This is a genomic window from Parapedobacter sp. 2B3 (assembly GCF_041925275.1).
GTDB lineage: Bacteria > Bacteroidota > Bacteroidia > Sphingobacteriales > Sphingobacteriaceae > Parapedobacter > Parapedobacter pyrenivorans_A.
In genome coordinates this window covers 504,669-528,349 of the sequence record NZ_JBHEUZ010000001.1, presented here as the reverse complement: position 1 = coordinate 528,349, position 23,681 = coordinate 504,669, and the positions used below count along the sequence as shown (strand labels likewise).

Genomic DNA, 23,681 nt, shown 5'->3' with positions numbered 1-23,681 from the left:
GTGTGTATATGAAAAGGTTATTCTTTTTTTTATCAATATTATTGATTGGCTGTACAGGTGGGGAGCGGAATGATGGCCCGCGAAGACTGGAAATATTTTTTCTTGGCGACAATCGTAAACAGCACGATGCGGAACAGATGGCGGAAATTTTATCTCAGGAATTTTTTCCTGATGCAATTAACATCACCTATTCGGCAGATCCGGAAGACTTGGCCCGGGAAGAATTAGGACAGTATGATGGATTGATTCTTTACGCGAATCACGATACCATCAGTGATTCGCAAGCCAAGGGGTTGCTGGACTTCGTAGCATCTGGAAAGGGATTTGTACCGCTTCATTCCGGATCGTTTTGCTTTCGCAATAATCCGGAAGTGGTGTCGCTCATTGGTGGGATGTTTAAAAGCCATGGCGAAGGCTCTTTTTCTGCAGAAATCCTCGAGTCAGAGCATCCAGCAATGCAGGGTGTTTGGCCATTTACAACGGAATGGGATGAGACCTATGTGCACGAGCGGTTGGCCGACGATATCGTCGTACTCATGGAGCGGGTGGATAGCACGGGCCGCGAGCCCTATGCCTGGGTGAAAGAGTATGGTCGAGGCCGGGTTTTCTATACGGCGTTCGGTCATGATGCCAGAACATTCAAAAATCCCGGATTTATCCAATTGGTCAAAAGTGGTTTGCTATGGGCCGTTGGCGACGAAGCGGTAGCGAGGAAAACAGGGTTTACCGTGGCCGAACCGAAGTATGAAAGCGCCAAAATGCCAAATTACGAACGTAGAGACCCGCCGCCGCGCTATCAGTTGCCGTTATCCCCAGAAGAATCACAGACATTGATACAAGTACCCGTCGGGTTTAGGCTTGAATTGTTCGCCAGCGAGCCGGATATTAAAAACCCTATCGCGATGGAATGGGACGAAAAAGGGCGTCTTTGGATTGTCGAAACCGTAGATTACCCAAATTCCGTTCGCAACGACAAAAGCCAAGGGGATGATCGGATAGTCATCTGTGAAGACACGGATGAGGATGGTAAAGCGGATAAATTTACGGTCTTTGCCGAACACCTAAACATCCCTACGGGATTTGTGTTCGCAAATGGTGGCGTTATCGTTGCACAGGCACCACATTTCCTATTTATCAAAGATGAAGATGGCGATGATAAGGCCGATGTGCAAGAAGTATTGATGGAAGGATGGGGAACTTCCGATACGCATGCAGGCCCTTCTAGCCTACACTACGCAATGGACAATAAAATATGGGGTACAGTGGGATATGCTGGTTTCGACGGCAATGTTGGAGGACACACTCATCGGTTTGGAAATGCGGTGTTCCGTTTCGATCCGCAGGGCAAGCAGATGGAGCTTTTAGGAGGTACGTCAAACAATACATGGGGATTGGGATTCTCGGAAGAGTTCGATGTTTTCGCCTCGACCGCTAATAACGAACATAGCGATTTTTTTGCCATACCAGCGCGATATTACGAAAGAGCAGGTTTAGCCGAGCGTGGTATCGAGAAAATAGATAGCCATTACGGTATACACGTATTGACTAAAGATTTGCGGCAGGTAGATGTACATGGCGGTTTTACAGCTGCCGCCGGTCATAGCCTGTACACCGCGCGTGCGTTTCCAAAAACCTATTGGAATCGGGTGGCTTTCATTGCGGAGCCAACAGGCCGGTTGGTTCATCGGCACATATTGGAACAGGTCGGATCTGGCTTTCGGGAAAAAGGGGATGGATGGAATATGGTGGCCAGTTCGGACAATTGGTTCGGACCTGTAGTTGCCAAGGTGGGGCCAGATGGCGCGTTGTGGATTTCGGATTGGTATAATTTCATTATTCAGCATAATCCCACGCCTCATGGGTTTGAAAATGGTGCGGGTAACGCCTATATCGACCCATTAAGGGATAATCAGCGAGGGCGGATATATCGGCTTGTTCATAAAGACGCTAAGCCCGGTAAGGCGATGGCGTTGGCCGCCGACAAACCGAAGACATTGATCAATGGGCTAAAAAGTGATAATCTGTTTTGGCGGACCACGGCGCAACGTTTGCTGGTAGAACGGGGCGATATTAACGTAGCGAAGGAGCTGCATCGGTTGATTCGTAACCAAGCGGTCGATGAAATCAATATTGATGGTGCGGCCATGCACGCGATCTGGACGTTGCACGGACTCGGCTTATTGGATGGGCAGGCAAACGAAAGTCTTCGTGTAGTGATTGGCGCATTGAAACATCCTGCTCCAGGCGTGCGTAAAGCGGCTATACAGACCTTACCTATGCAATTGCCGGAAGTCGTTGACAGTTTGATGAGTGCCGGTGTTATTGATGATGCAGATTTACGGGTCCGATTGGCGGCTTTGCTCGCCTTGTCAGAAGCTGCACCTTCGGAACGGGTGGGCAAGGCTGTCTTTGATGCTTTAGAAAAACGTGAGAATGTGGATGATAAATGGGTAGCCCATGGCTTACTAATTGCTGGATCGATACATCGTGACGGATTTTTGAAATCCTATTTGGCAAAGTACGGATCGCCTAGTCTCTCCAATACAGACGGTACATTGGCAGATCGGTTATTTGCTGGCTCACGGATGAAATTAATCCCATTGGTTTTCGATAGCATGTTGGAAGGGCGCCAAGTTCCCGATTTGGGCGATCGGGAATTTACTTTTTTTGCAGATGTAAAGGAAGTTGGCGGGTCTGGGGCGTTGAAGGAAGGAGTGATGATTGCCCAAGGAGATGATAAGGAAGGTTATGTGGTTTATGTGAGGGATGGTAGGGTATACTTCCAGATTAACCAGCGAGGCCGGGCTGCAATCATCCATAGTACTGCAGTTTTACCCGCATCATTCTCCGTCAAGGCGTCACTGCTGGCCAATGGCAGGATGGTGCTGAGCATCGATGGTAACGAAGTCGCCACGGGTAAGGCTATAGGTTTATTTAAGCAGACGCCGGGCAATTTTATACGCATAGGACACAATCGTAAATTACATTGGTGGGATCCTGCGACCCCCCAAACTACCAATGTTGGCAATTATCTGGATGATTTCCACTTTAGTGGAAAATTTGAAAATGCAAGATTAATCGTTATCAATCCAGTGGGGGATACTACCGTTCAGCACGTACCAGTAGATGAGGAAATTATCATAAAGGCTGTAGTTGGCGAAATGAAATATGATGTAACAAGTTTTGAAGTGAAGCCGGGAAAGAAACTGAAGATTGTCTTTCAGAATCCGGATCATATGCAGCATAATTTTTTAATACTAAATCCCGGTACATTGGCTACTGTCGGTTTGGCCGCCGACCAATTAGCCAAGCAATCCAATGCGATTGATATGCAGTATGTGCCTACATCTGCAGATGTGTTGTTCAGTACACCATTAGTAAACCCAAATGAGACGACTGAACTGGTGATAACCGTTCCTCATGCCGTAGGAGATTATCCGTATGTTTGTACATTTCCGGGTCACTGGCGTATGATGAATGGGATTATGATGGTGAGAAAGTAGGTAAGGTCTTGACCATTGATTGATGACGGTTGCTTCGCTATTTTGATAGCAAGGGGGGTAAGGGCATTATCCAATCTTATCAAAATTACTATATATTTTACCGGCTTGGAGGTCATCCGACAGACGTTTGTCACCTAGGGGGAAAAGTTTGTCGGTGATTTCTGAAATTTGAAATTGGCAAATATCAGAGTGTCAAAATAATAGTTTACAATCATCATGAAATTAATACGTTTCGGTAATCCTGGCGCTGAGCGCCCGGGTATTTTGGATGAACACAATGTAAGAAGGGACCTTTCTGACAGGTTTAGCGATTGGGACCGGGAGTTTTTTAATAAGGGTGGGCTGGAAGAGATTGAAGCGTACCTCTCTATCAATCCGCGGCCAACGGCAGTTGCCGACGATGAACGATGGGCAGCACCCATCGCCCGACCGGGTAAGGTGATCTGCATCGGCCTGAACTATTCCGACCATGCCAAGGAATCCAACATGGAAATCCCCAAGGAACCTATAATCTTTCAAAAAGGAGCCAACACCGTAGTGGGTCCCTATGATCCGATCATCATTCCGCGGGATAGCGAGAAGACCGACTGGGAGGTGGAATTGGGTGTGGTTATCGGTAAAAATGCACGTTACCTACAAACGCGGGAAGAGGCAGCCAGTTACATTGCGGGTTATACCGTGGTGAACGACGTATCGGAACGGGCATTCCAGTTGGAACGCGGTGGCCAATGGACCAAAGGGAAATCATGCGATAACTTCAGCCCGATGGGCCCCTGGCTGCTCACGGCAGATAAGGTGGACGATGTGCATAACCTCCGGCTGCAGCTCCGCGTGAACGGCCAGACAATGCAGGACGGCAATACCAGAAATCTCATCTTCGACGTGTACTACATCGTTCATTACCTTTCCCAGTTCATGACATTGGAAGCGGGAGACCTAATCCTGACGGGTACACCGGCAGGGGTGGGGCTGGGAATGAAACCGCCCCTGTACCTTAAAGCAGGCGATACGGTAGAGCTGATTATCGATGGCTTGGGCGAGCAAAAGCAAGTGTGTGAGCCAGCATAGGAAAGGAATACGCCTATTGAAAGTATACAATTACCGAAGTTAATGATATCTTTAACAGCAGAAAACTAAGTAAGAAAATCATGTGCTCAAGTAGTTTGTTTTTATCGGTATTGTTTGCGCTGTTCGGCGCAGGCACGAATGCGGACCTGCCCAAGCAGGTAGCTGACGAAGGGTGGATTTCCCTTTTTGACGGAAAGACCCTGGATGGGTGGAAAGTGAATGAAAATCCGGAAACCTTTCGGGTAGAAGACGGTGCCATCGTGGTGAATGGGGAGCGGTCGCACCTTTTTTATGCGGGTGATGTAAGCGCCCATGATTTCAAGAATTTTGAATTGAAGCTGGAGGTGATGACCTTCCCCCGTTCCAATTCGGGCATCTATTTCCATACGCAGTTTCAGGAGGAAGGGTTCCCGCGTATCGGCCACGAGGTGCAGGTAAATATATCGCACACGGACTGGCGGCGGTCGGGCAGTATCTACGGCGTGGTGCATGTAGACACGGTGCCGGTGGTCGATAACCAATGGTACACGCAGCATATCATCGTGAAAGGTAACCAGGTGAGGATACTGATCGATGGAAAACTCATTCTGGAATACAACGAGCCCAAAACGGTTGCCGCCCCCCATACAGGTCGTGCCATTTCAAGCGGAACGTTTGCTCTGCAGGGGCATGACCCCGGCAGCAAAGTGCTTTTTCGCAACATCCGTGTAAAGGTACTCCCGGATTAACTTGGCCATGGGGAGGTGACTATCCAATCTTATCAAAATGGCTGCTTATCTTATCATTGTATGGATAGAGGATGCCGGATAACGGGTCAATATGTATCTTCGCCGGGTGGATAGAAAGGAAAATAGTACGATGCAGGGCTTGGAGCAATTGGCAAGCCGGTTGGAAGGCCCGCTTTACTACAACGAAACGGCCGAGCACCGGGCGTTGCGCCGCGCGTACGCTACGGATGCATCGGTATACCAGGAACTTCCGCTGGCTGTGGCCATGCCATGCAACAAAGCGGACTTGGAGGAGCTGATTGCCTTTGCGGCTATCTATGGCGTAACGCTGATTCCGCGCACGGCCGGTACCTCCCTGGCAGGCCAGGTGGTGGGCCGGGGCATCGTGGTGGATGTATCCAAACACTTTGATGGTATATTGGAGTTAAACACCGAAGAACGGTGGGTGCGCGTGCAGCCGGGCGTCATCCGCGATGACCTCAACGCTTACCTGCGGCCCTATGGCTTGATGTTTGGCCCGGAGACCTCTACGGCGAGCAGGGCCATGGTGGGCGGCATGGTGGGCAATAATTCGTGCGGTCTGCATTCCATTGTCTGGGGCGATACGCGGAGCCACCTCCTTGGGGCAACGGTGCTCCTCGATGATGGGTCGGAAGTGGTATTCGGGGCATTGGACGACGCAGCCTTGTTTGGCAAACTGACCTTGCCAACCCGCGAGGGCGATATCTACCGCCGGATGAATGATTTATTGGCGGATGCCGACAACCGCGAAGCCATCAAGCAGGGATACCCCAAGCCTTCACTTACGCGACGCAACACCGGCTACGCGCTGGATAGGATGCTCGATACCGCGCAACCATTTAATTTCTGCAAGCTGCTTGCTGGATCGGAAGGTACCTTGGGTATCCTCACCGAAGCGAAGCTGAACCTGCTGCCGTTGCCACCCAGCGAAGTGGGATTGCTCTGTATCCATTGCAACACGCTTATCGAGTCGCTACATGCCAACATCGTGGCACTGCGCCACCACCCCGAGGCCTCCGAACTGGTGGATAAATACATCATGGACTTTACCAAAGGCCACCCGACCTACCAGTACAACCGATTTTTCATCGAGGGCGATCCGGCGGCATTGCTGATGGTAGAGTTTAGGGGCGACACACCCGGGGAGGTGCAACACAAAGCCGCAGCGTTGAAGGCGGAATTGCTGGCCGAGGGGTTGGGCTATGCCCATCCGCTGATTACGGGACCGGAAACCGACCGGGTGTGGGACGTGCGCAAGGCAGGCCTCGGCTTGATACGGAACCTACCGGGCGATACGCAGCCGGTGAACCTGATAGAAGACTGTGCCGTGCCGCCGGAAGACCTGCCGGCCTATATCGAAGACCTGCAGCACATACTGAACCACCATGGGCTGGATGCATCGTACTATGCCCATGCCGGTGCCGGCGAGCTGCATGTGGAACCGCTGATCAATTTGAAAACCGACGAGGGACGGCATGCTTTCCGTGCCGTACTGGCAGATACCGCCCAACTGGTGAAGAAGTATAACGGCTCCCTCAGCGGAGAACATGGCGACGGGCGCCTTCGCGGTGAATTTATCGGTGCGGTGCTGGGCGAAAAAGTGTATGGGCTACTGCGGGAGGTGAAAGCGATCTTTGATCCCAAGGGGGTGTTCAATGCCAATAAAATCGTAGACACGCCGCCGATGGATAAATTCCTGCGCTATGAGCAGGATACGAGCACCATAAAAATAGATACCGTTTTCGATTTCAGGAAGCAAGAGAGTATCTTGCGGCTCTCGGAAAAATGCTCGGGCTCGGGCGACTGCCGCAAAACGCACATCACCGGCGGTACCATGTGCCCTTCGTATATGGCCACCCGCGAAGAAAAGGATACCACGCGGGCACGGGCCAATCTGTTGCGGCAGTTTCTTACCACCTCCACAAAAATGAACCGGTTTGACCATCCCGAAATAAAGGCGGTGATGGACCTGTGCCTAAGCTGCAAGGCGTGTAAAACGGAATGCCCCTCTGGCGTGGACGTAACGAAGATGAAGGCGGAGTTCCTGCAGCATTACTACGATGCGGATGGTACGCCATTCCGCGCCTGGGTGATTGCCAATTTCACCAAATCACAACGGCTGGCGGCGTATGTGCCGGGGTTGTATAATTGGATCATCAAGAGCAACACGTTGTCGCCGTTAGTGAAACGCATTTTGGGATTCGCCCAAGACAGGTCGCTGCCGGAAGTGGGAAAGACCACCTTGCGCAGGTGGGTCCGCCGCCAGGCACGTAGCCAGCGACGGCCCGCGACAGGGCGTACGGTCTACCTCTTTTGTGATGAGTTTACCGAATATAACGATGTAGGGATCGGCCAAACTGCCTATCGGCTGCTCACGGCGTTGGGTTACGACGTGCGGCTAACAAAACACCTGGAAAGCGGCCGCACCTACCTGTCGAAAGGGTTGGTGCGGAAGGCCAAAGCCATCGCCAACCGCAACATCCGGTATCTGAAAGAGGTGATAACCGAGGAAACCCCGTTGATCGGTATTGAACCGTCGGCCATCCTCACGTTCCGGGATGAATACCTTGATTTGGCCGATGAACCGTTACTGACGGACGCCCATAAGCTTGCCAAACACGCGCTGCTGATTGATGAGTTCCTAGTGCGAGAAATGGATGCCGGAAACATCAGCACCGCCGCGTTTTCGGAAACGCCGCGCCAGATCAAGCTCCACGGGCATTGCTACCAGAAGGCGTTCCATCTGGTGGAGTACACTTCGAAAATGCTGGCTTTCCCGAAAGGGCACGAGGTAACGGTAATCCCTTCGGGTTGCTGTGGCATGGCCGGGTCGTTCGGTTATGAAAAAGAGCATTATGATGTATCGATGAAAGTGGCCGAATTGGTGCTGTTGCCCACGGTGAGAGACACGCCACCAGAGGTGGTGATTGCGGCGCCGGGTACCAGCTGCCGCCACCAGATCAAAGACGGAGCGGCGCGTGTGGCCTACCATCCCGTCGAAATACTGTGGCAGGCCCTGCAATAGCCCGCAACTAGCCCCGGCGGAAAAAAGCTGCTAATTTTCGGTGCTTTTTAAGTGTTAATAGCTTCTCCCGCTGCAACGGTTTGATCATGTAGTCGATTACCTGGGCAAACTCCCATGCCCTGCGCTCGTCAGCACGATCGATCGAGGAGGTAACGATGACTACGTGGATGCGTTGCTGGTTGGGCAACGCTTGCAGGCATTCCAACACTTCCCATCCCGACATCGTTGGCATGTTGATGTCGAGAAAAAGGAGGTAGGTTGTGTCCGTTGCGCCCTGCCGGCTGAGATACGCCAACGCTTCCTGTCCGCTGGTGAAACACTGTGGCCGCGTGGTGATGCCGAGATTGCGGAGCAGGATATCGGCCATTAAGTTGAAAATCTCGTCGTCATCAATAACCAAAACACGTAGCTTCATAGGTTTATTGCTCAGTGAGGTTGATTTGTTCTGCTTTTTCGGTGATGTCTCCCAGTACGCTGTCCAGTTCGATGGCAGACTCATGGATGGCTCGGAGCAGCTTATCGAGGTCGACACCGGGGGAGGGGCCGTGCTGGATGAGGTCGGCCAACCCCATGATCCGCGCGAGCGGGGCCCGGAACAGGTGCGACTGCATCCAGGCAATCTCTTGCAGCTTTTTGTTCTGTGCCTCGATGGCCTCGATGTGGTATAGTTTTTCCGTGATGTCATTTGCCAAAATAAGCTCGGCTTTTCGCCCATGAAATTGGATGATATTACTCTGTATATCTACGTTGATAATTTCACCGTTTTTTTTGCGGTGCTTGAACGTACCCTTAAAGAACAGTTTGTTATATCGCCTCGATAGCGCAACGGCCTCTTCCAACTTGGGTATTTCTTCTGGCGGCCGGATGTCGAGGATGGTCATGGAGAGGAACTCCTCGCGCGTGTATCCGTAATGGGTAACGGCCGCAGCGTTGACATCGAGGAAATAATAGGTTTCCAGGTCATACACCCACATGGGCTGTGGGCTGAGGTGGAAGAGGTCGCTGTATTTTTGTTCGGATTGCGCTACTTCCGCCAGATGTTTCTCCAGTTGGGTGTGCAGTTGCTTCAACTTCAGTTCGGCTTGCTTGGTCTCGGTAACATCCAGGCAGGCACCGATTATCTTTGTCGGTTTCCGCTCATCGTTCAGCACCAGCCGGGCCCAAGACCGAAGATGGCGGGTCTCCCCGTCGGGCCGGATAATCCGCTCCTCAAATACGGTGTCTTCGTAGGTTTGGAAGATCCGCTGCACTAGCTGTTCAACCCGTGCCCGGTCATCCGGATGGACAAGGGCCAGGTAGTTATCATAACTGGGCGCATATACCAGGGGGTCAATGCCATAGATATCGCATAATGCCGGCGACCAAGTGTGCCGATGGTTCTCCAAATCGAGTTGCCAGTTGCCAAAGCGGGCCAGCTCCTGCCCTTGTGCCATCATCGTGGCCGATTCGCGCACACGGTCGGCATTCTGGCGGTTTTCGATGAGGATGTTGAGCAGCGCGCTCATGCGGTCAATGATGAGGAGCTCTTCGGGATTGGGGAATTTTGCCTGTTTATAATAGATGCCGAGCACGGCAATCACATTACCGTGGGAATCGATGATGGGATGCGACCAACAGGCCCTCAAGTCGTGCTTGAGCGCCAGCTCCCTGGCGTTTGCCCATTTTGGATCGGTGGCGATATCGCTAACGATAACACGCTCTCGCCGGTATGCGGCGGAGCCGCACGAACCCCCGTTGTCGTCAATGGGAAGATTGTGGACAGCGGCAATGTATGACTCGGGTAATGACGGAGCAATCCAGCTGACCAGCCGATTGTTCTGAACGCCCAATATGGAGCAATACATGCCGCCATATAGCGCTTCGATGCCAAGCACGTAATGCGATAAGATAGCCGAGAGCGGCGTATCCCGCTGGGCACTCATCTCCAAGATGGTTTTTTCCAAATCGTCTAGATCCGTGAGGCGTTTGCTATCCGTGATATCTTGCGTAATGCCATATACGCGGATGCAAGCGCCGCTTACAAGATCTGACTTGCCCACGATAGACACCCACCGTTCATTGCGTTTGGCCGTAACCATGGGCAGTGTAAGGCGGAAGACCGTTCCGTCCTTCGTAGCTTTCACAAACGCATCCTCGAACGCCCGATGGGCATGCGGATCGGGGTAAAACTCTTCAAGCACCCTGAAGGTAGGCTTGAAGTCTGGCGTCACCTCATAAATGTCGCGCAGCCCTTCCGACCACATGACCGTTTGATGTGCCATGTTAACTTCCCAACTGCCAATATGGGCGGTGCGTTGCGTTTCTTCATAGAATTTTTCGTGGTGGACGGTGTGGGTCACATCCGTCATTGAACGGATGATAAACTGGATGTCTTCCTGATTATCAAGGACAGGCGTGTTGACGACTTCAAGGTATTTCACGTCCAGTCGTGCGGGTACGTCTGCCGTTGGGAAGGCATATTTCTGTGGCGGTACTTTGCAGGTTTTTTTTTTACGGATGACTTCGTCGAAAATGTTCCGCCATATGGTGTTGTTTTGGTAAGGGTTGGTTGGGAAAACCTCGAAGAAACCTTTCCCTACCATATCTTCCCGTTGGATGTTGGTAATCTCGAGGTAAGCGTCGCTCACGTTTATTACCGTAAAATGGGGGGCATTGGGGAGCAGCATCACGCACGGGGTGGGCAGTGCTTGGAATACATCCGAGTAATGTTGTTCGCCGATCATGGCTTGTGTGTTTCAGTTAAGTCTTCTCCAAATCTCCAAAGACATAAAATTAAATGCTTTCTTCTAAAAATCCTAAAATTATTTTATTCAACACGAAGCACAAACAGGTAAAACAACTGCCCCTGTATTCCGGACAGGAAATAGAGGGGCAGTTGACGGAAGGTATTGCCGGCCAATGCTAAGGCCAGATACCCAGATTTTGGTAAGAAACGGCTATCTTGTTGATGGCACCCACCAACGCCGCTGTCCGGAGCGTATCGATGGCCTTGTTGGAATTGCGGATCTCCCGGATTTCGTGGTAGGCCCTTATCATGGTATCTTCCAAACCGGAATTGACCAGTTCGAGCTCATCGGCCCCTTTTACGATGGTCATGCGCTCAGCTGGGGTAAGTGACTTGCCCGTCATGGTTTCGACCGTGTTGATCAAGTTCTGGTTGGCCATCTCCTCGTACCGTTTGTCCATGCGGCCGAAAGAAACGTGCGATAGGTTTTTCAGCCATTCGAAATAAGACACGGTTACCCCGCCGGCATTGCAATACATATCGGGAATGATGATGCCTCCTTTTTTGACAAAGGCCGTGGCCGCAGCGGGCGTGGTGGGGCCGTTTGCGCCTTCCGCAATGATTTTTGCTTGGATACGGCCGATGTTTTCCGCTGTCAGCTGGTTTTCCAATGCGGCGGGCACGAGGATATCACACGGCTGTTCCAGTCCCTCCGAGGGTGCTTTAAACGATTTCGTGGCCTTTTTGTAACCGAGTATCGAGCCGGTGTTTTTGCGGTGCTCGAGGATGGCATCGGGGTCCAGTCCATCGGGATTGTACAGCGCGCCGTCGTATTCGCACACCCCCACAATGATGGCGCCGAATTCGAGGAGTACTTTAGCGGTGTTATAACCCACGTTGCCCAGTCCCTGCACGATGACACGCTTCCCGGCGATGCCGGGTGCGAGGCCGATGGCCTTCATGTCTTCGGCTACATCCACGCACTCGCGGATGGCGATGGCAACGCCGCGTCCGGTGGCGGCTTTCCGGCCACTGATGCCGTGCAGCGATAGGGGTTTGCCAGTTACGCAGCCGAAGGCATCCAGCTGGCCGGGATTCATGGTCGTATACGTATCGGCAATCCAGCTCATCTCGCGCTCGCCGGTGCCGTAATCTGGTGCCGGTACGTCAATAGCCGGGCCGATAAAGTTCTTCTTGATGAGCTCAACGGTGTACCGCCGGGTGATATTCTCCAACTCGCCAACGGAATAGTTCTTTGGGTTGATGGCGATGCCACCCTTGGCGCCGCCGAACGGTACATTGACGATGGCACATTTGTAGGTCATCAGTGCGGCGAGGGCCATCACCTCATCCTCGTTTACCATGTCGCTGTAACGGATACCGCCCTTGGTGGGCGACATGTGCTGCGAGTGCTCTACCCGCCAGGCATTGATCACCTCCAGGCTATCACCCCGTCTGAAGGGGAAGCTGAATCGGTAGATGCTATTGCATACCTTGATCTGGTTCAATAATCCTTGGGGGTGCTTGGTGAATTGCGCTGCATGGTCAAAGAACGCGGATACATCATCGAAAAAATGGGGCTCTTGCGCTTTTTCTGCTATTGACTTAGCCATAACAATGTTTGTTTATTGATACTTTTTTTGGTGACTTTATTCATTTCCATGGTGCGTGCCCGGCGATCTACCATCGTCGGCATCGGCCTTGCGGGTTGGCACTGTCGGGTTAAGTCACGCAGCGGGCGCAGTACCTATCGGTCCATTACCGCTCTTGTTGCTTTTCAACACGCGAGACCTTCCTGTCAATGGTAAATAGGTAAACGGCTAGCCCTGCGAAAAGCACCACCAATACGGCTACCACCACATAAATTTTGCCCGAACTGCGCAAACCCATGGCCATCTCGACCCCGGCACTTGATTGGGCAAAACTACACATTAACCCATTGATAACTAATAGCAAAGAAAGAATTGTCTTTTTCATATCGTTTTGTGATAAACGTTGTTAAATTTTATCGTTTAATCGATTTATGATTGAGATTATACCAATGTTTACGGCGTTGCTGTAAGGTTTTGATATTCCATTTTCCGGATGCGGTAGCGCAGGGTCATCAGCCACACGCCAATGAGTATCCAACCGATGGCTCCGGGGTATAACACGGCCTTCATCGAACCATCGAGGTCGAACTCGCCGAACCCGGAATTTCCACCCGCACCGGGATGGAGGGAGTCGGTGGTTTTCGGCAGGATATACATGAATACGATCAGGATCGGGAATGCGAAGATGTTGTATATGGCCGATATGCGGGCCCGCTTTTGCTCCTCCTCCAGTGCGTTGCGTAGCACCAAGTAGGCGAGGTACATCAGTGTGCCGATGGCGGCGCCGTTTAGTTGGGGGTCGTTGGTCCAGAACGTGCCCCACGTGAAATTGGCCCATAGCATGCCCGTGAGCAGGCCGAAGATACAGAAGACAATGCCTACATTCACGCTTTCAACAGCCACCAGGTCGTGGTGGGGCTTGGCAGACGATAAGTACTTGATACTATAGACCACCGATACGATGTAAAGCGTAAACATGGTGAACCACATGGGCACATGGAAATACACGTTGCGGATGGTTTCATTTACAATGGGCAAGGCGGGTACATGCCCCAGCAGGCCCATGATAATACTATATAACACCAATAAAACGGCAAGGACTTTCCACCAGTATTTTTTCATTTTTGCTTTAGATATTAGACATGAGACGCTCGACAAAAGACACCAAGGGATACGATGATGCATGACAAGCCGGAGAAATCAGTATACATTTGCCCAATCTGTGTCATCCGCATGTTCAATCGAAATCTTAAATTATCAGTCCCTCCAAAGGTAAGGAAATAACAGCAAAGAAATGGCAACCGTGATGACGTTGATGGCACCGAGGACGAACAGCTCGTCGTAGCTAGCACTGCGTTCCAATCCGTCGAGTGCGTTTTTGGAGACTTTTATCAACACAAGGAGCATGGGTATGATGATGGGGAAACTGAGGATGGCCATGAGGGTACTGTTGTTGCCGGCTTTGGCACTGATGGCCGCCACCATGGTAAACACGGCCGCGAAGCCGACGGCACCGAGGGCTACCACCGCCAAGTAAAGCACCGGGTCCCCGAGGGGGTTGTTGAAGATGATGGAATAGACCAGGTAGGCGATGGCAGCGAGCAACAGCATGATGAGCATGTTGTAGCTGATCTTGGAAAGGATGACCGCCTTGGCGCTGGCAAGGGTGTAATAATAGAGTTGGCGGCCGTGGCTTTCCTGTACAAAACTTTTGTTGATGGCGTTGATGGACGCGAACAACAAAATGATCCAGAACAATGCGTTCCACGTAGTGGGGTCTACGGATTTAAATGCTTGGTAGCAGACAAAAACCGTAGACACCACATAGAGGACGATACCGTTGATGGCGTACTTGGACCGCCATTCCAGCACGATGTCTTTCCGGATAAGAGATTGGACCGCTTTAAATAACCGCATTGCCGCAAAGATACGACCTCGGGGGGAATTGCGGCTACGGTGCGGCTATTTTATATTTCTTCTTCTATCTGCTGCTTAGCGGCTTTGACGGTACGCCGCGCTTTGTCCACGCCGCTTTTTGCCACACGGTCGGCCTTTTGGATGGCAGATTGGCCCTTGCGCTTGGCCTGCGCGCGGAGGTCATCGATCTCTGCCGTTGCCCGATTGGCCATTTCCGAAGCCTTACGGATACCCTCTTTGGTTGTTTTCCGGATGGTTTTGCTGAGTTCCCGTATGCCGTCGCTTGCGCGGTCCATCTGTCTGCGTCCCTCTTTGGTGCCCAATAACAACCATGCTGCCGTGCCGGCGGCAAGGCCTACCAATGCATACGTTACGATACTGTTTTTCGTGTTCATCTTCTTGTCCTTTCTGTTGAGCTTTTCTTCCTTTGTTGTCATAAGCTAAGAACAACGGAAGCCATAAAATGTTTGATGGCGGCCATTTTCGTTTTTTGTTTTTTTTCCTGCATGTGAAAGCATAACTTTGGGAGCGAAATGGAAAATAATATGCAAGAAAAATCAGATATAGGCGTTATCGGGATCGCCGTGATGGGCGAAAACCTTATCCTTAACATGGAAAGCAAAGGATTCCACGTAACCGCATACAACCGGACGGTGGATAAAGTGGAACGCTTTGTCAACGGACGTGCCGAAGGCAAGAACATCTACGGAGCCACTTCTATCGAAGACCTGATCGGTTCGCTGAAGAGACCCCGTAAAATCATGTTGATGGTGAAGGCCGGCAAGCCTGTGGACGATTTCATTGAGCTGCTGATACCGCACCTGGAGCCGGGCGACATCATTATTGATGGCGGGAACTCCCATTTTCCGGATACCGAGCGCCGGGTGAGGTATGTGGAAAGCAAAGGACTGCTGTATGTGGGCACAGGGGTGTCTGGTGGTGAAGAAGGTGCCTTGCTGGGGCCTTCCATCATGCCGGGGGGATCCAAAGCAGCCTGGCCGGCCATACAGCCCATTTTTCAGTCGATAGCTGCCAAGGTGGCAGATGGGACGCCCTGCTGCGATTGGGTGGGCGACGGTGGTGCTGGCCATTTCGTGAAAATGGTGCATAACGGTATCGAATATGGCGATATGCAACTCATCAACGAGACCTACCAAATCATGAAGGATGTGCTCGGCATGACCCCCGATGAGATGCACGAGGTTTTTAAAGAGTGGAACGAAGGTGAGCTGGATAGCTACTTGATAGAGATTACACGCGATATACTGGCATTCAAGGACGAGGATGGGCTGCCCCTGGTAGACAAGATCCTTGACACCGCCGGGCAGAAAGGTACCGGCAAATGGACGGGTACGGTAGCCCTCGATTTGGGCGTACCCCTTACGCTGATTGCCGAGTCGGTATTTGCACGTTGCCTGTCGGCACTGAAAGACGAACGGGTGGCGGCATCAAAGGTGCTGAACGGGCCGACCCCATCATTTGAGGGCGATCGGCAAGCGTTTATCAACGACCTGCGCGATGCGTTGTACGCGGCTAAGGTGATTTCGTATGCCCAAGGCTACCAAATGATGGCGGTGGCTGCCAAAGAGTATGGGTGGAAGTTGAATTATGGAAGCATTGCCCTGATGTGGCGCGAGGGCTGCATTATCCGGTCGGCGTTTTTAGGGAAGATCAAAGAGGCGTTCGACAAAAACCCGGCACTGCAGAACTTGATTTTGGATGATTTCTTCAGGGATAAAATACAGGCGGCACAAGGCGGCTGGCGCAAGGTGGTGGCCACGGCCATTACGAATGGCATACCGGTGCCTTGCCTGAGCGCAGGGTTGATTTATTACGATGGGTACCGCTGCGAACGCCTGCCCGCCAACCTATTGCAGGCGCAACGCGATTATTTCGGAGCCCATACCTACGAGCGGCTTGATAGACCCCGGGGTGAGTTTTTCCACACGAACTGGACGGGTAGGGGAGGTGAAACATCCTCCACGACGTACGATGTATAGTTACAAAAAAAGCGGCGAAAGCCGCTTTTTTTATGTCTTTTCCTATGCGAGTTAATCCTCGATTATTTCGCTATTGTAGCTTTCGGGTTCCACCAGTTCTTCCTTGAAATAGCGTTTCTGGTAGATGAGGATAAGCGCGACACCGACCGTGATGGCAGAATCGGCGATGTTGAATACCGGCCTGAAAAACAGGAAGTCTTCACCGCCCCAAATGGGGAACCATGCGGGAAAGTTCCCCTGGATGATCGGGAAATACAGCATATCCACCACTTTGCCATGCAGCAAGCTGGAATAGCCGCCCCCGGCAGGGAACAGGCTCGCTTTCTCGAACCACGTGCTCTCGCTGAAAATGAGGCCATAAAACGTGGAATCAATGATATTGCCCATGGCACCTGCAAAAATCAACGCCACATTGAGGATGAAGCCGCGGTGGTATTTTTTCTTGACCATGTAATGCAGGCCGTAGGCGATGCCAATTACCGCCGCGATGCGGAACAGCGAAAGCGCCAGTTTGCCCGCCTCACCGCCAAACTCCAGGCCGAAGGCCATGCCGTTGTTTTCGGTAAAATGGATAATGAACCAATCGCCAAGAATCTTGTATTCCTGTCCGAGCGTCATGTTCATCTTGATCCAGAATTTGGAAAGCTGATCCACGAAGAGCACCGCGGCAATCAGTATGAGGGGTTTGGTATAGCCTTTCATGGTGTGTGCTGAAAGCTGGGAAGCGGTTTTTAATACTGTTTCAATTTGGCTTCCATGCTCAAGGTGGTGTGCGGCACGGCACGCAGGCGTTCTTTCTGGATGAGCTTGCCGGTTTCGCGGCAGATACCGTAGGTTTTGTTTTCTATACGGACCAAGGCAGCTTCGAGGTTGTCAATAAACTTCTTTTGGCGCGCCGCCAATTGGTTGGTCTGCTCTTTCTCTAGGGTTGCCGACCCGTCTTCCAGGGTTTTGAACGTTCCTGCCGTATCGTCAGTTCCATTGCCATTACTGCTGTTCAACGTCTTGGTCAGGGCTGAAAGCTCTTCCTTGGCAACCCGGAGTTTTTCGAGGATGATTTCCTTGAACTCCTGCAATTCCGCATCACTATAACGTGTTTTTTCGCTGCTATTTGCCATAATTTTACACTTTTTCAATTAATACATTCAATTCCTTTTCTGCAATCTCTATCGTGTCGCCCGTAGCGAGGCTACCCTCGAATATCAAAGAGTCTGCCAATATCTCGGTGCGAATATAAGATAAATTACCCGTTGCGGCTTCCGTAATTTCGGGGATGTCGCTCAGGCTTACCCGTATCCTGTCGGTCACTTCCAATCCGCGTTCCTTGCGGAGGTTCTGGATACGGTTTACCAGTTCGCGCGAGATGCCTTCTTTTTTCAAAGCGGGCGTGATGCTGACATCCAGCGCCACGGTAAGCCTGCCGAGGTTGGCTACCTGCCACCCCGAAACATCTTCGGCAATGATTTCCACATCGGCCAGCTGGACGGTGTAGGGGGTGCCGGCGATAGCAATGGATCCTTGTGTTTCGAGCGCCGCGATTTCATTGGCGGTGAGCGCCTGGATGGCTGCGGCGACCGTTTTCATGTCTTTGCCTACCTTGGGACCCAGTGCTTTGAAGTTGGGCTTTATTTTCTTTTTGACCAAGCCCGACGTATCGGCGATAAATTCGATTTCCTTGATGTTCGTTTCGGAAAGGATGAGGGCCGCCACCTGCTCCACTTGCTGGTGGAAGGTGGCGTTCAGCACGGGTAGCAGGATTTTCTGGAGTGGCTGGCGCACGTTGATGCCCGTTTTTTTCCGTAGGGACAAGGTGAGCGACGAAATGTCTTGCGCCAACGCCATCCGTTCTTCCAATCCGCTGTCTACCAATTCGGCTTGGTACGCCGGGAAGTCGGCCAGATGCACCGAGGCGGCCTGCTCTTTCTGTGTGGCACCGTTCAGGTCGAGATAGAGCCTGTCGCTGAAAAACGGGGCAATCGGCGACATGAGCTTGGCGACGGTATTGAGGCAGGTATATAGGGTTTGGTAAGCCGATACCTTATCGGCGGTATAATCGCCTTTCCAAAAGCGCCTGCGGCACAACCGTACATACCAATTACTCAAGTGCTCGTCTACAAATGCTTGGATGGCGCGTGCCGCCTTCGTCGGTTCGAAATCAGCATAATTGCCGTCTACTTCGCGTGTCAACGTGTTGAGGAGCGAAATGATCCAGCGGTCTATTTCCGGGCGCTGCTCAAGGGGCAGGTCGGCTTCTGTATAGTCGAACTTGTCGATGTTGGCATACAGTGCAAAAAACGCATAGGTATTGTATAAGGTGCCGAAAAATTTCCGGCGTACCTCGTCCAGCCCTTCCTCGTTGAATTTAAGGTTATCCCAAGGGGCGGCGTTGCTGATCATGTACCAGCGGGTAGCATCGGCACTGTAGGTTTCAATGGTGCTGAAAGGATCGACGGCGTTGCCGAGCCGCTTGGACATCTTATTGCCGTTTTTGTCGAGTACGAGCCCGTTGGATACCACATTTTTGAAGGCGATGGAATGCCGCAGCATGGTGGATATGGCATGGAGCGTAAAGAACCATCCACGGGTTTGGTCTACCCCCTCGGCAATGAAGTCGGCGGGGTAGGCACCCTCGAAATCGGCCTTGAACGGTGTCTTGTCGCCCGTGGCCAATTTTTCCTGATCCAACCCCCATTGTGCATAAGGCATGGCACCGCTATCAAACCATACATCGATCAGGTCTGGCTCGCGGTAGAGTTTTTGGCCCCCGTCAGACACCAGCACCACATCGTCTACGTATGGGCGGTGCAGGTCCAATTGGTCGGTGCCGAACTTCGTTAGGTATTCCTGTAAGATGCTCTTTTCGCGGGCATCCAGTACGTCGGATGCGAGGCTTTGTTCGATCCGTGTTTTCAGCTCGGCAATGGAGCCGATGCATAGTTCTTCGTTTTCGTCTTCGCTGCGCCAGATCGGCAAAGGGGTGCCCCAATAGCGGGAGCGCGAAAGGTTCCAGTCGACCAGGTTTTCCAGCCAGTTGCCGAAGCGGCCGGTCCCTGTCGATTCGGGTTTCCAATTGATGGTCTTGTTGAGCGCCACCAGCTCGTCTTTCACCGCGGTGGTGCGGATGAACCAACTATCCAGCGGGTAGTAAAGCACCGGCTTGTCCGTACGCCAGCAGTGCGGATAGCTGTGTTCGTATTTCTTTACCTCGAATGCTTTGTTTTCTTCTTTCAGTTTGATGGCGATAAGCACATCAGTGGGCTTGAACCCGTCTGCTGCCCGCTCTTCGTCGCTGTAGAACTCCTCTTTTACGAAGCGGCCGCCGAACTCGCCGATTGCCGCTACGAATCGGCCCTGCTTATCGACAATGGGCACGTCCTTGCCGTTTTCGTCTTTTACGAATACACCCGGCACGTTGTTTTCCTTGCTCACGCGGAAGTCGTCTGCACCGAATGTCGCCGAGGAGTGTACGATGCCCGTACCATCTTCGGTGGTAACGAAATCGCCGGCGATGACGCGGAAGGCATGTTGCTCCAAGTCTTCGTTGGTAACGTAGGGCAGCAACTGGTGGTATTTGAGGTTGACGAGTTCCGCCCCGGAGAACTCCGCCCGGACTTCCCACGGGATGGTCTTGTCGTTGCGGTGGTATTCTTTCAGCGGAATCTGTTGCCCTTCGGGCTTGAAAAAGCGTGCTACGAGGTCTTTGGCCAACACCACGCTAACCGGTTCGAACGTATACGGATTGAACGTGCGGATTTTCACGTAGCGGATGTCGTTGCCTACCACCAGTGCACTGTTGGCGGGCAATGTCCAGGGCGTGGTGGTCCATGCCAGGAAAGCCGTATCTTCGCTTTCCTCTTCAAAGAGTATCGCCAGCGAAGGATGCACCTGGTCCTTTTTTATCCGGAATTCGGCCACGATGGTCGTATCCTTGATGGGTTTGTACGTGCCCGGTTGGTTGAGCTCGTGCGAGCTCAGCCCCGTACCGGCAGCCGGCGAATAGGGTTGGATGGTATACCCTTTGTACAGCAGGCCCTCGTTATATAGTTCTTTCAGTATCCACCACAGGGTTTCTATATAGCCATTTTCATAGGTGATGTACGGGTTTTGGAGGTCGACCCAATAGCCCATTTTCTCGGTGAGGTCGTTCCACACGTCCGTGTACTTCATCACTTCCCTGCGGCATGCGGCATTATAATCGGCCACGGAGATGGTTTTGCCGATGTCTTCTTTGGTGATGCCAAGCGTTTTCTCAACAGCGAGCTCGATGGGCAGGCCATGCGTATCCCAGCCGCCTTTGCGTTTTACCTGGTAGCCCTTCAACGTTTTATACCGGCAGAATATATCCTTGATGGCGCGTGCCATCACGTGGTGGATGCCAGGCATGCCGTTGGCGGAAGGGGGGCCCTCGTAGAATGTATAGGGCTTGCTTGCCGGACGGGAAGCGACACTTTTTTCAAAGATGTTTTCCCGCTGCCAATAGGTAAGTATTTCTTTGCCGATTTCCGATAAATTCAGCTGCTTGTATTCGTTGTACATCAATCGTTTGTGTTCAAAAATGAGGATGCAAAGATAGGGAATTAGTACGAAAGGAAAAAGGAAAGGTAGGATTATACGTACGGCTCCTGCACCGAATTACCGCTACTTAAGAATAACGGCGCTCAATAAAGATATACCGGAAGGTTAAGCCGAAAAAGACGTTCCACAGCCACAGGTGCTGCTGGCATTGGGGTTGTTGAATACGAAGCCGCGTGCATCCAGCCCATTCTTGAAATCGATCTCCATCCCGGCTAAGTATAAGCCATGCGCTTTGTTCATGAAAATACGGATACCTTCGATATCATATTCCGAATCGCCGTCTTTTCTTTGATCAAATCCGAGGATATAATTCATGCCCGCGCATCCGCCACCCTCAACGCCCACGCGTAACCCGAAATCGTCCGATATCTCCTGCTGTTCCCGTAGCTTTTTGAGTTCTTCGATGGCGCCCGGGGTCAATGTCAATGGCGCTGCAGCTAATGGTGTCGCTATGCTCATCTTCGTACTATTTAATTCGTCCAAACGCTGCAAAAATAGATAAAAAATCGCCACTTTTGCAGGGTTACGCGGATTTTTACGTTCCATAAACAAACGGAATAGATGGATATTGCTTCATTTTCTCTTGATCTTTTCAAGTATATATTGGCGGGATGTGCCGTGGCCGGTATCGCCAATTGGATGTTTTGGACGAAATATAATAACCATGTTTTCCGTCTCAAAATGTTGGAGGCACGGCATGCGGCAAAGAAAGAAGTGTTGCCGCTGCGGTTGCAGGCCTATGAGCGGCTGGTGTTGTTGATTGAACGCATAAACCCTGCCCATGCGGCCGTGCGGCTGCATCAGCCCGGTTTGGGGGCAAGCGAATTTGAGCAGCTGCTCATCGAAGAGATCCGTGCGGAATACCAGCACAACATTACGCAGCAGTTGTATGTGAGTGATGTGGCGTGGTCAGTCACCGAGCGGGTAAAGGATAATACGGTGGCGCTCATCCGGAATGCCGCAACCGGCCTGTCGGCCGGCGCTACCGCCAAGGAGCTCAGCACGGTATTGCTGGCGCATATCGCCGCATTGGATGCGAATCCATATGATATGGCATTAAAAACCATCAAAAGTGAGTTGGTGGGTTGAATATTGCGCCCAAGTTTATATCTTTGCGCAACTTTTTAACATTCAATTCTTTGTACCACAATGAGAAGGGACGAAACCGTATTTAAGTTAATAAACCAAGAGCTCAAGCGCCAGGAAGAAGGCATCGAACTCATTGCATCGGAAAACTTCGTGAGCAGGCAAGTGATGGAAGCCGCGGGGTCGGTATTGACCAATAAGTATGCCGAAGGCTTGCCCGGTAAGCGCTATTATGGCGGTTGCGAAGTCGTTGACGAGGTGGAAACGATTGCCATTGAAAGGGCCAAGCAGCTCTTCAATGCCGAGTGGGTGAATGTGCAACCGCACTCAGGCGCACAAGCCAATGCTGCTGTGTTTTTGGCATTGCTGCAGCCCGGCGATAAGATTTTAGGTTTCGACCTCTCCCATGGAGGGCACCTTACCCACGGTTCACCGGTCAACTTTTCGGGGAAACTTTACCAGCCGCTGTTTTACGGTGTGGATAGGGAAACCGGCTTGATCGATTACAAGCAATTGGAAGAGGTGGCGCTGCAGGAAAAGCCGAAAGTGATCATTTGCGGTGCGTCGGCCTATTCACGCGATTGGGATTATGCCTTTGTACGTAGGGTGGCCGATGAAATCGGCGCGCTGGTGGTGGCCGATATTTCACATCCGGCGGGCCTCATTGCCCGTGGGCTGCTCAGCGATCCGCTGCCGCATTGCCACGTGGTGACGACCACCACGCACAAAACGCTCCGCGGACCACGCGGCGGCCTCATCATGGTGGGCAAGGATTTTGAGAACCCGTGGGGTATCAAAACCCCGAAAGGGGAAATCCGCAGCATCACGTCGTTGCTGGACCTGGCGGTTTTCCCGGGTACGCAGGGCGGACCACTGGAGCATATCATTGCGGCCAAAGCAATCGCATTCGGTGAAGCGCTGAGCGAAGACTATATGGAATACATCGTCCAAGTGAAGAAAAACGCTGCAACGCTGGCACAGGCATTCGTGAATAAAGAGTATAACATCATATCGGGTGGAACGGACAACCATTTGATGCTTATCGACCTGCGCAACAAAGGGATCAGCGGCAAAGCTGCTGAGGCGGCGTTGGGCAAGGCCGGCATTACCATCAACAAGAACATGGTGCCGTTTGATGACAGGTCGCCATTTGTAACTTCGGGTATCCGGCTGGGCACGGCGGCAATCACGACCCGCGGCCTCAAAGAAGATCAGATGCTGGAGATTGCTGAGATGATCGACGTAGCGTTGCTGAAACATGATGACGACGCGGCATTGGATAAAATCCACAACAAGGTAAAGACCTTGATGTCGGCGTATCCGTTGTACAAATAACCAACGGGTTTAGGATTGAAGGAGGCCTTGTTCCGCATTTGTGGAACAAGGCTTTTTTTGTTACGTGGTGTGACATAGGAAGCCTAAAAAAAGTGAAATTCTAACA

At 51.9% G+C, this 23,681-nt stretch carries 18 protein-coding genes; 7 read left to right on the top strand and 11 right to left on the bottom strand.

Annotation, left to right across the window (positions count from 1 at the left end; genetic code table 11):
* Positions 1 to 8 precede the first annotated feature (8 nt).
* The 4 genes from ACEVG1_RS02135 (at position 9) to ACEVG1_RS02120 (ending at position 8,345) form a co-directional block, all read left to right on the top strand.
* Positions 9 to 3,503 carry a PVC-type heme-binding CxxCH protein gene (locus ACEVG1_RS02135; protein ID WP_374741902.1) on the top strand — a complete coding sequence of 1,165 codons (3,495 nt, stop codon included), beginning with the start codon at positions 9 to 11 and terminating at the stop codon, positions 3,501 to 3,503.
* A gap of 216 nt (positions 3,504 to 3,719) precedes the next feature.
* Positions 3,720 to 4,571 (top strand): fumarylacetoacetate hydrolase family protein, encoded by an 852-nt coding sequence (locus ACEVG1_RS02130; RefSeq protein WP_374741901.1) that lies wholly within the window; start codon positions 3,720 to 3,722, stop codon positions 4,569 to 4,571.
* An 80-nt stretch (positions 4,572 to 4,651) separates the two neighbouring features.
* Positions 4,652 to 5,299: a DUF1080 domain-containing protein gene (locus ACEVG1_RS02125; protein ID WP_374741900.1), complete on the top strand. Its 648-nt coding sequence runs from the start codon at positions 4,652 to 4,654 to the stop codon at positions 5,297 to 5,299.
* A 106-nt stretch (positions 5,300 to 5,405) separates the two neighbouring features.
* Positions 5,406 to 8,345 carry an FAD-binding and (Fe-S)-binding domain-containing protein gene (locus tag ACEVG1_RS02120; RefSeq protein WP_374741899.1) on the top strand — a complete coding sequence of 980 codons (2,940 nt, stop codon included), beginning with the start codon at positions 5,406 to 5,408 and terminating at the stop codon, positions 8,343 to 8,345.
* Positions 8,346 to 8,352: 7 nt separating this feature from the next.
* Here the strand turns inward: ACEVG1_RS02120 and ACEVG1_RS02115 are convergent, their stop codons facing one another.
* The 7 genes from ACEVG1_RS02115 to ACEVG1_RS02085 form a co-directional block, all read right to left on the bottom strand.
* A complete protein-coding gene (locus tag ACEVG1_RS02115; RefSeq protein WP_374741898.1) occupies positions 8,353 to 8,760 on the bottom strand; it encodes a response regulator in 408 nt (135 codons plus the stop codon).
* A gap of 4 nt (positions 8,761 to 8,764) precedes the next feature.
* On the bottom strand, positions 8,765 to 11,068 hold the full coding sequence (locus ACEVG1_RS02110) for a PAS domain S-box protein (protein ID WP_374741897.1): 2,304 nt from the start codon (positions 11,066 to 11,068) through the stop codon (positions 8,765 to 8,767).
* A 178-nt stretch (positions 11,069 to 11,246) separates the two neighbouring features.
* On the bottom strand, positions 11,247 to 12,683 hold the full coding sequence (locus tag ACEVG1_RS02105) for a Glu/Leu/Phe/Val dehydrogenase (protein WP_374741896.1): 1,437 nt from the start codon (positions 12,681 to 12,683) through the stop codon (positions 11,247 to 11,249).
* Positions 12,684 to 12,828: 145 nt separating this feature from the next.
* Entirely contained in the window at positions 12,829 to 13,047 is a 219-nt protein-coding gene (locus ACEVG1_RS02100; RefSeq protein ID WP_374741895.1) for a CcmD family protein, read from the bottom strand.
* A gap of 68 nt (positions 13,048 to 13,115) precedes the next feature.
* A complete protein-coding gene (ccsA, locus tag ACEVG1_RS02095) occupies positions 13,116 to 13,847 on the bottom strand; it encodes a cytochrome c biogenesis protein CcsA (RefSeq protein WP_374741894.1) in 732 nt (243 codons plus the stop codon).
* 72 nt (positions 13,848 to 13,919) lie between these two features.
* Positions 13,920 to 14,579 carry a heme exporter protein CcmB gene (locus tag ACEVG1_RS02090; RefSeq protein WP_374741893.1) on the bottom strand — a complete coding sequence of 220 codons (660 nt, stop codon included), beginning with the start codon at positions 14,577 to 14,579 and terminating at the stop codon, positions 13,920 to 13,922.
* A gap of 50 nt (positions 14,580 to 14,629) precedes the next feature.
* Complete coding sequence (locus ACEVG1_RS02085) at positions 14,630 to 15,016, bottom strand: hypothetical protein (RefSeq protein ID WP_374741892.1); 387 nt, start codon at positions 15,014 to 15,016, stop codon at positions 14,630 to 14,632.
* 108 nt (positions 15,017 to 15,124) lie between these two features.
* Here ACEVG1_RS02085 and gnd point away from each other — a divergent pair, with 108 nt between their 5' ends.
* Entirely contained in the window at positions 15,125 to 16,579 is a 1,455-nt protein-coding gene (gene gnd, locus ACEVG1_RS02080) for a decarboxylating NADP(+)-dependent phosphogluconate dehydrogenase (protein WP_374741891.1), read from the top strand.
* A 51-nt stretch (positions 16,580 to 16,630) separates the two neighbouring features.
* On the opposite strand, the gene ACEVG1_RS02075 is transcribed toward gnd, so the two are convergent.
* The 4 genes from ACEVG1_RS02075 to ACEVG1_RS02060 form a co-directional block, all read right to left on the bottom strand.
* The gene (locus ACEVG1_RS02075; protein WP_374741889.1) at positions 16,631 to 17,281 is read right to left on the bottom strand and encodes a lipoprotein signal peptidase; all 651 of its coding nucleotides are present in this window, start codon (positions 17,279 to 17,281) and stop codon (positions 16,631 to 16,633) included.
* A 29-nt stretch (positions 17,282 to 17,310) separates the two neighbouring features.
* Positions 17,311 to 17,697, bottom strand: coding sequence for a TraR/DksA family transcriptional regulator (locus tag ACEVG1_RS02070; RefSeq protein ID WP_374741888.1), 387 nt, complete (start codon positions 17,695 to 17,697; stop codon positions 17,311 to 17,313).
* Between the two features lie 4 nt (positions 17,698 to 17,701).
* The gene (ileS, locus tag ACEVG1_RS02065) at positions 17,702 to 21,115 is read right to left on the bottom strand and encodes an isoleucine--tRNA ligase (RefSeq protein WP_374741887.1); all 3,414 of its coding nucleotides are present in this window, start codon (positions 21,113 to 21,115) and stop codon (positions 17,702 to 17,704) included.
* A gap of 144 nt (positions 21,116 to 21,259) precedes the next feature.
* A complete protein-coding gene (locus ACEVG1_RS02060) occupies positions 21,260 to 21,613 on the bottom strand; it encodes a HesB/IscA family protein (protein WP_374741886.1) in 354 nt (117 codons plus the stop codon).
* Positions 21,614 to 21,715: 102 nt separating this feature from the next.
* Here ACEVG1_RS02060 and ACEVG1_RS02055 point away from each other — a divergent pair, with 102 nt between their 5' ends.
* Positions 21,716 to 22,243 carry a hypothetical protein gene (locus ACEVG1_RS02055; protein WP_374741885.1) on the top strand — a complete coding sequence of 176 codons (528 nt, stop codon included), beginning with the start codon at positions 21,716 to 21,718 and terminating at the stop codon, positions 22,241 to 22,243.
* A gap of 60 nt (positions 22,244 to 22,303) precedes the next feature.
* Positions 22,304 to 23,575, top strand: coding sequence for a serine hydroxymethyltransferase (gene glyA, locus ACEVG1_RS02050; protein WP_374741884.1), 1,272 nt, complete (start codon positions 22,304 to 22,306; stop codon positions 23,573 to 23,575).
* Positions 23,576 to 23,681 lie beyond the last annotated feature (106 nt).

What these genes read in the sequence shown, in the direction of transcription:
- ACEVG1_RS02130 (WP_374741901.1), top strand. Translation starts at nt 3,720, where the DNA reads ATGAAATTAATACGTTTCGGTAATCCTGGCGCTGAGCGCCCGGGTATT.
- ileS (WP_374741887.1), bottom strand. Translation starts at nt 21,115, where the DNA reads ATGTACAACGAATACAAGCAGCTGAATTTATCGGAAATCGGCAAAGAA.
- ACEVG1_RS02075 (WP_374741889.1), bottom strand. Translation starts at nt 17,281, where the DNA reads ATGAAAGGCTATACCAAACCCCTCATACTGATTGCCGCGGTGCTCTTC.
- ACEVG1_RS02135 (WP_374741902.1), top strand. Translation starts at nt 9, where the DNA reads ATGAAAAGGTTATTCTTTTTTTTATCAATATTATTGATTGGCTGTACA.
- glyA (WP_374741884.1), top strand. Translation starts at nt 22,304, where the DNA reads ATGAGAAGGGACGAAACCGTATTTAAGTTAATAAACCAAGAGCTCAAG.
- ACEVG1_RS02115 (WP_374741898.1), bottom strand. Translation starts at nt 8,760, where the DNA reads ATGAAGCTACGTGTTTTGGTTATTGATGACGACGAGATTTTCAACTTA.
- ACEVG1_RS02125 (WP_374741900.1), top strand. Translation starts at nt 4,652, where the DNA reads ATGTGCTCAAGTAGTTTGTTTTTATCGGTATTGTTTGCGCTGTTCGGC.
- ACEVG1_RS02070 (WP_374741888.1), bottom strand. Translation starts at nt 17,697, where the DNA reads ATGGCAAATAGCAGCGAAAAAACACGTTATAGTGATGCGGAATTGCAG.
- ACEVG1_RS02055 (WP_374741885.1), top strand. Translation starts at nt 21,716, where the DNA reads ATGGATATTGCTTCATTTTCTCTTGATCTTTTCAAGTATATATTGGCG.
- ACEVG1_RS02090 (WP_374741893.1), bottom strand. Translation starts at nt 14,579, where the DNA reads ATGCGGTTATTTAAAGCGGTCCAATCTCTTATCCGGAAAGACATCGTG.
- ACEVG1_RS02060 (WP_374741886.1), bottom strand. Translation starts at nt 21,613, where the DNA reads ATGAGCATAGCGACACCATTAGCTGCAGCGCCATTGACATTGACCCCG.
- ACEVG1_RS02100 (WP_374741895.1), bottom strand. Translation starts at nt 13,047, where the DNA reads ATGAAAAAGACAATTCTTTCTTTGCTATTAGTTATCAATGGGTTAATG.
- ccsA (WP_374741894.1), bottom strand. Translation starts at nt 13,847, where the DNA reads ATGCATCATCGTATCCCTTGGTGTCTTTTGTCGAGCGTCTCATGTCTA.
- ACEVG1_RS02105 (WP_374741896.1), bottom strand. Translation starts at nt 12,683, where the DNA reads ATGGCTAAGTCAATAGCAGAAAAAGCGCAAGAGCCCCATTTTTTCGAT.
- ACEVG1_RS02085 (WP_374741892.1), bottom strand. Translation starts at nt 15,016, where the DNA reads ATGACAACAAAGGAAGAAAAGCTCAACAGAAAGGACAAGAAGATGAAC.
- ACEVG1_RS02110 (WP_374741897.1), bottom strand. Translation starts at nt 11,068, where the DNA reads ATGATCGGCGAACAACATTACTCGGATGTATTCCAAGCACTGCCCACC.
- gnd (WP_374741891.1), top strand. Translation starts at nt 15,125, where the DNA reads ATGCAAGAAAAATCAGATATAGGCGTTATCGGGATCGCCGTGATGGGC.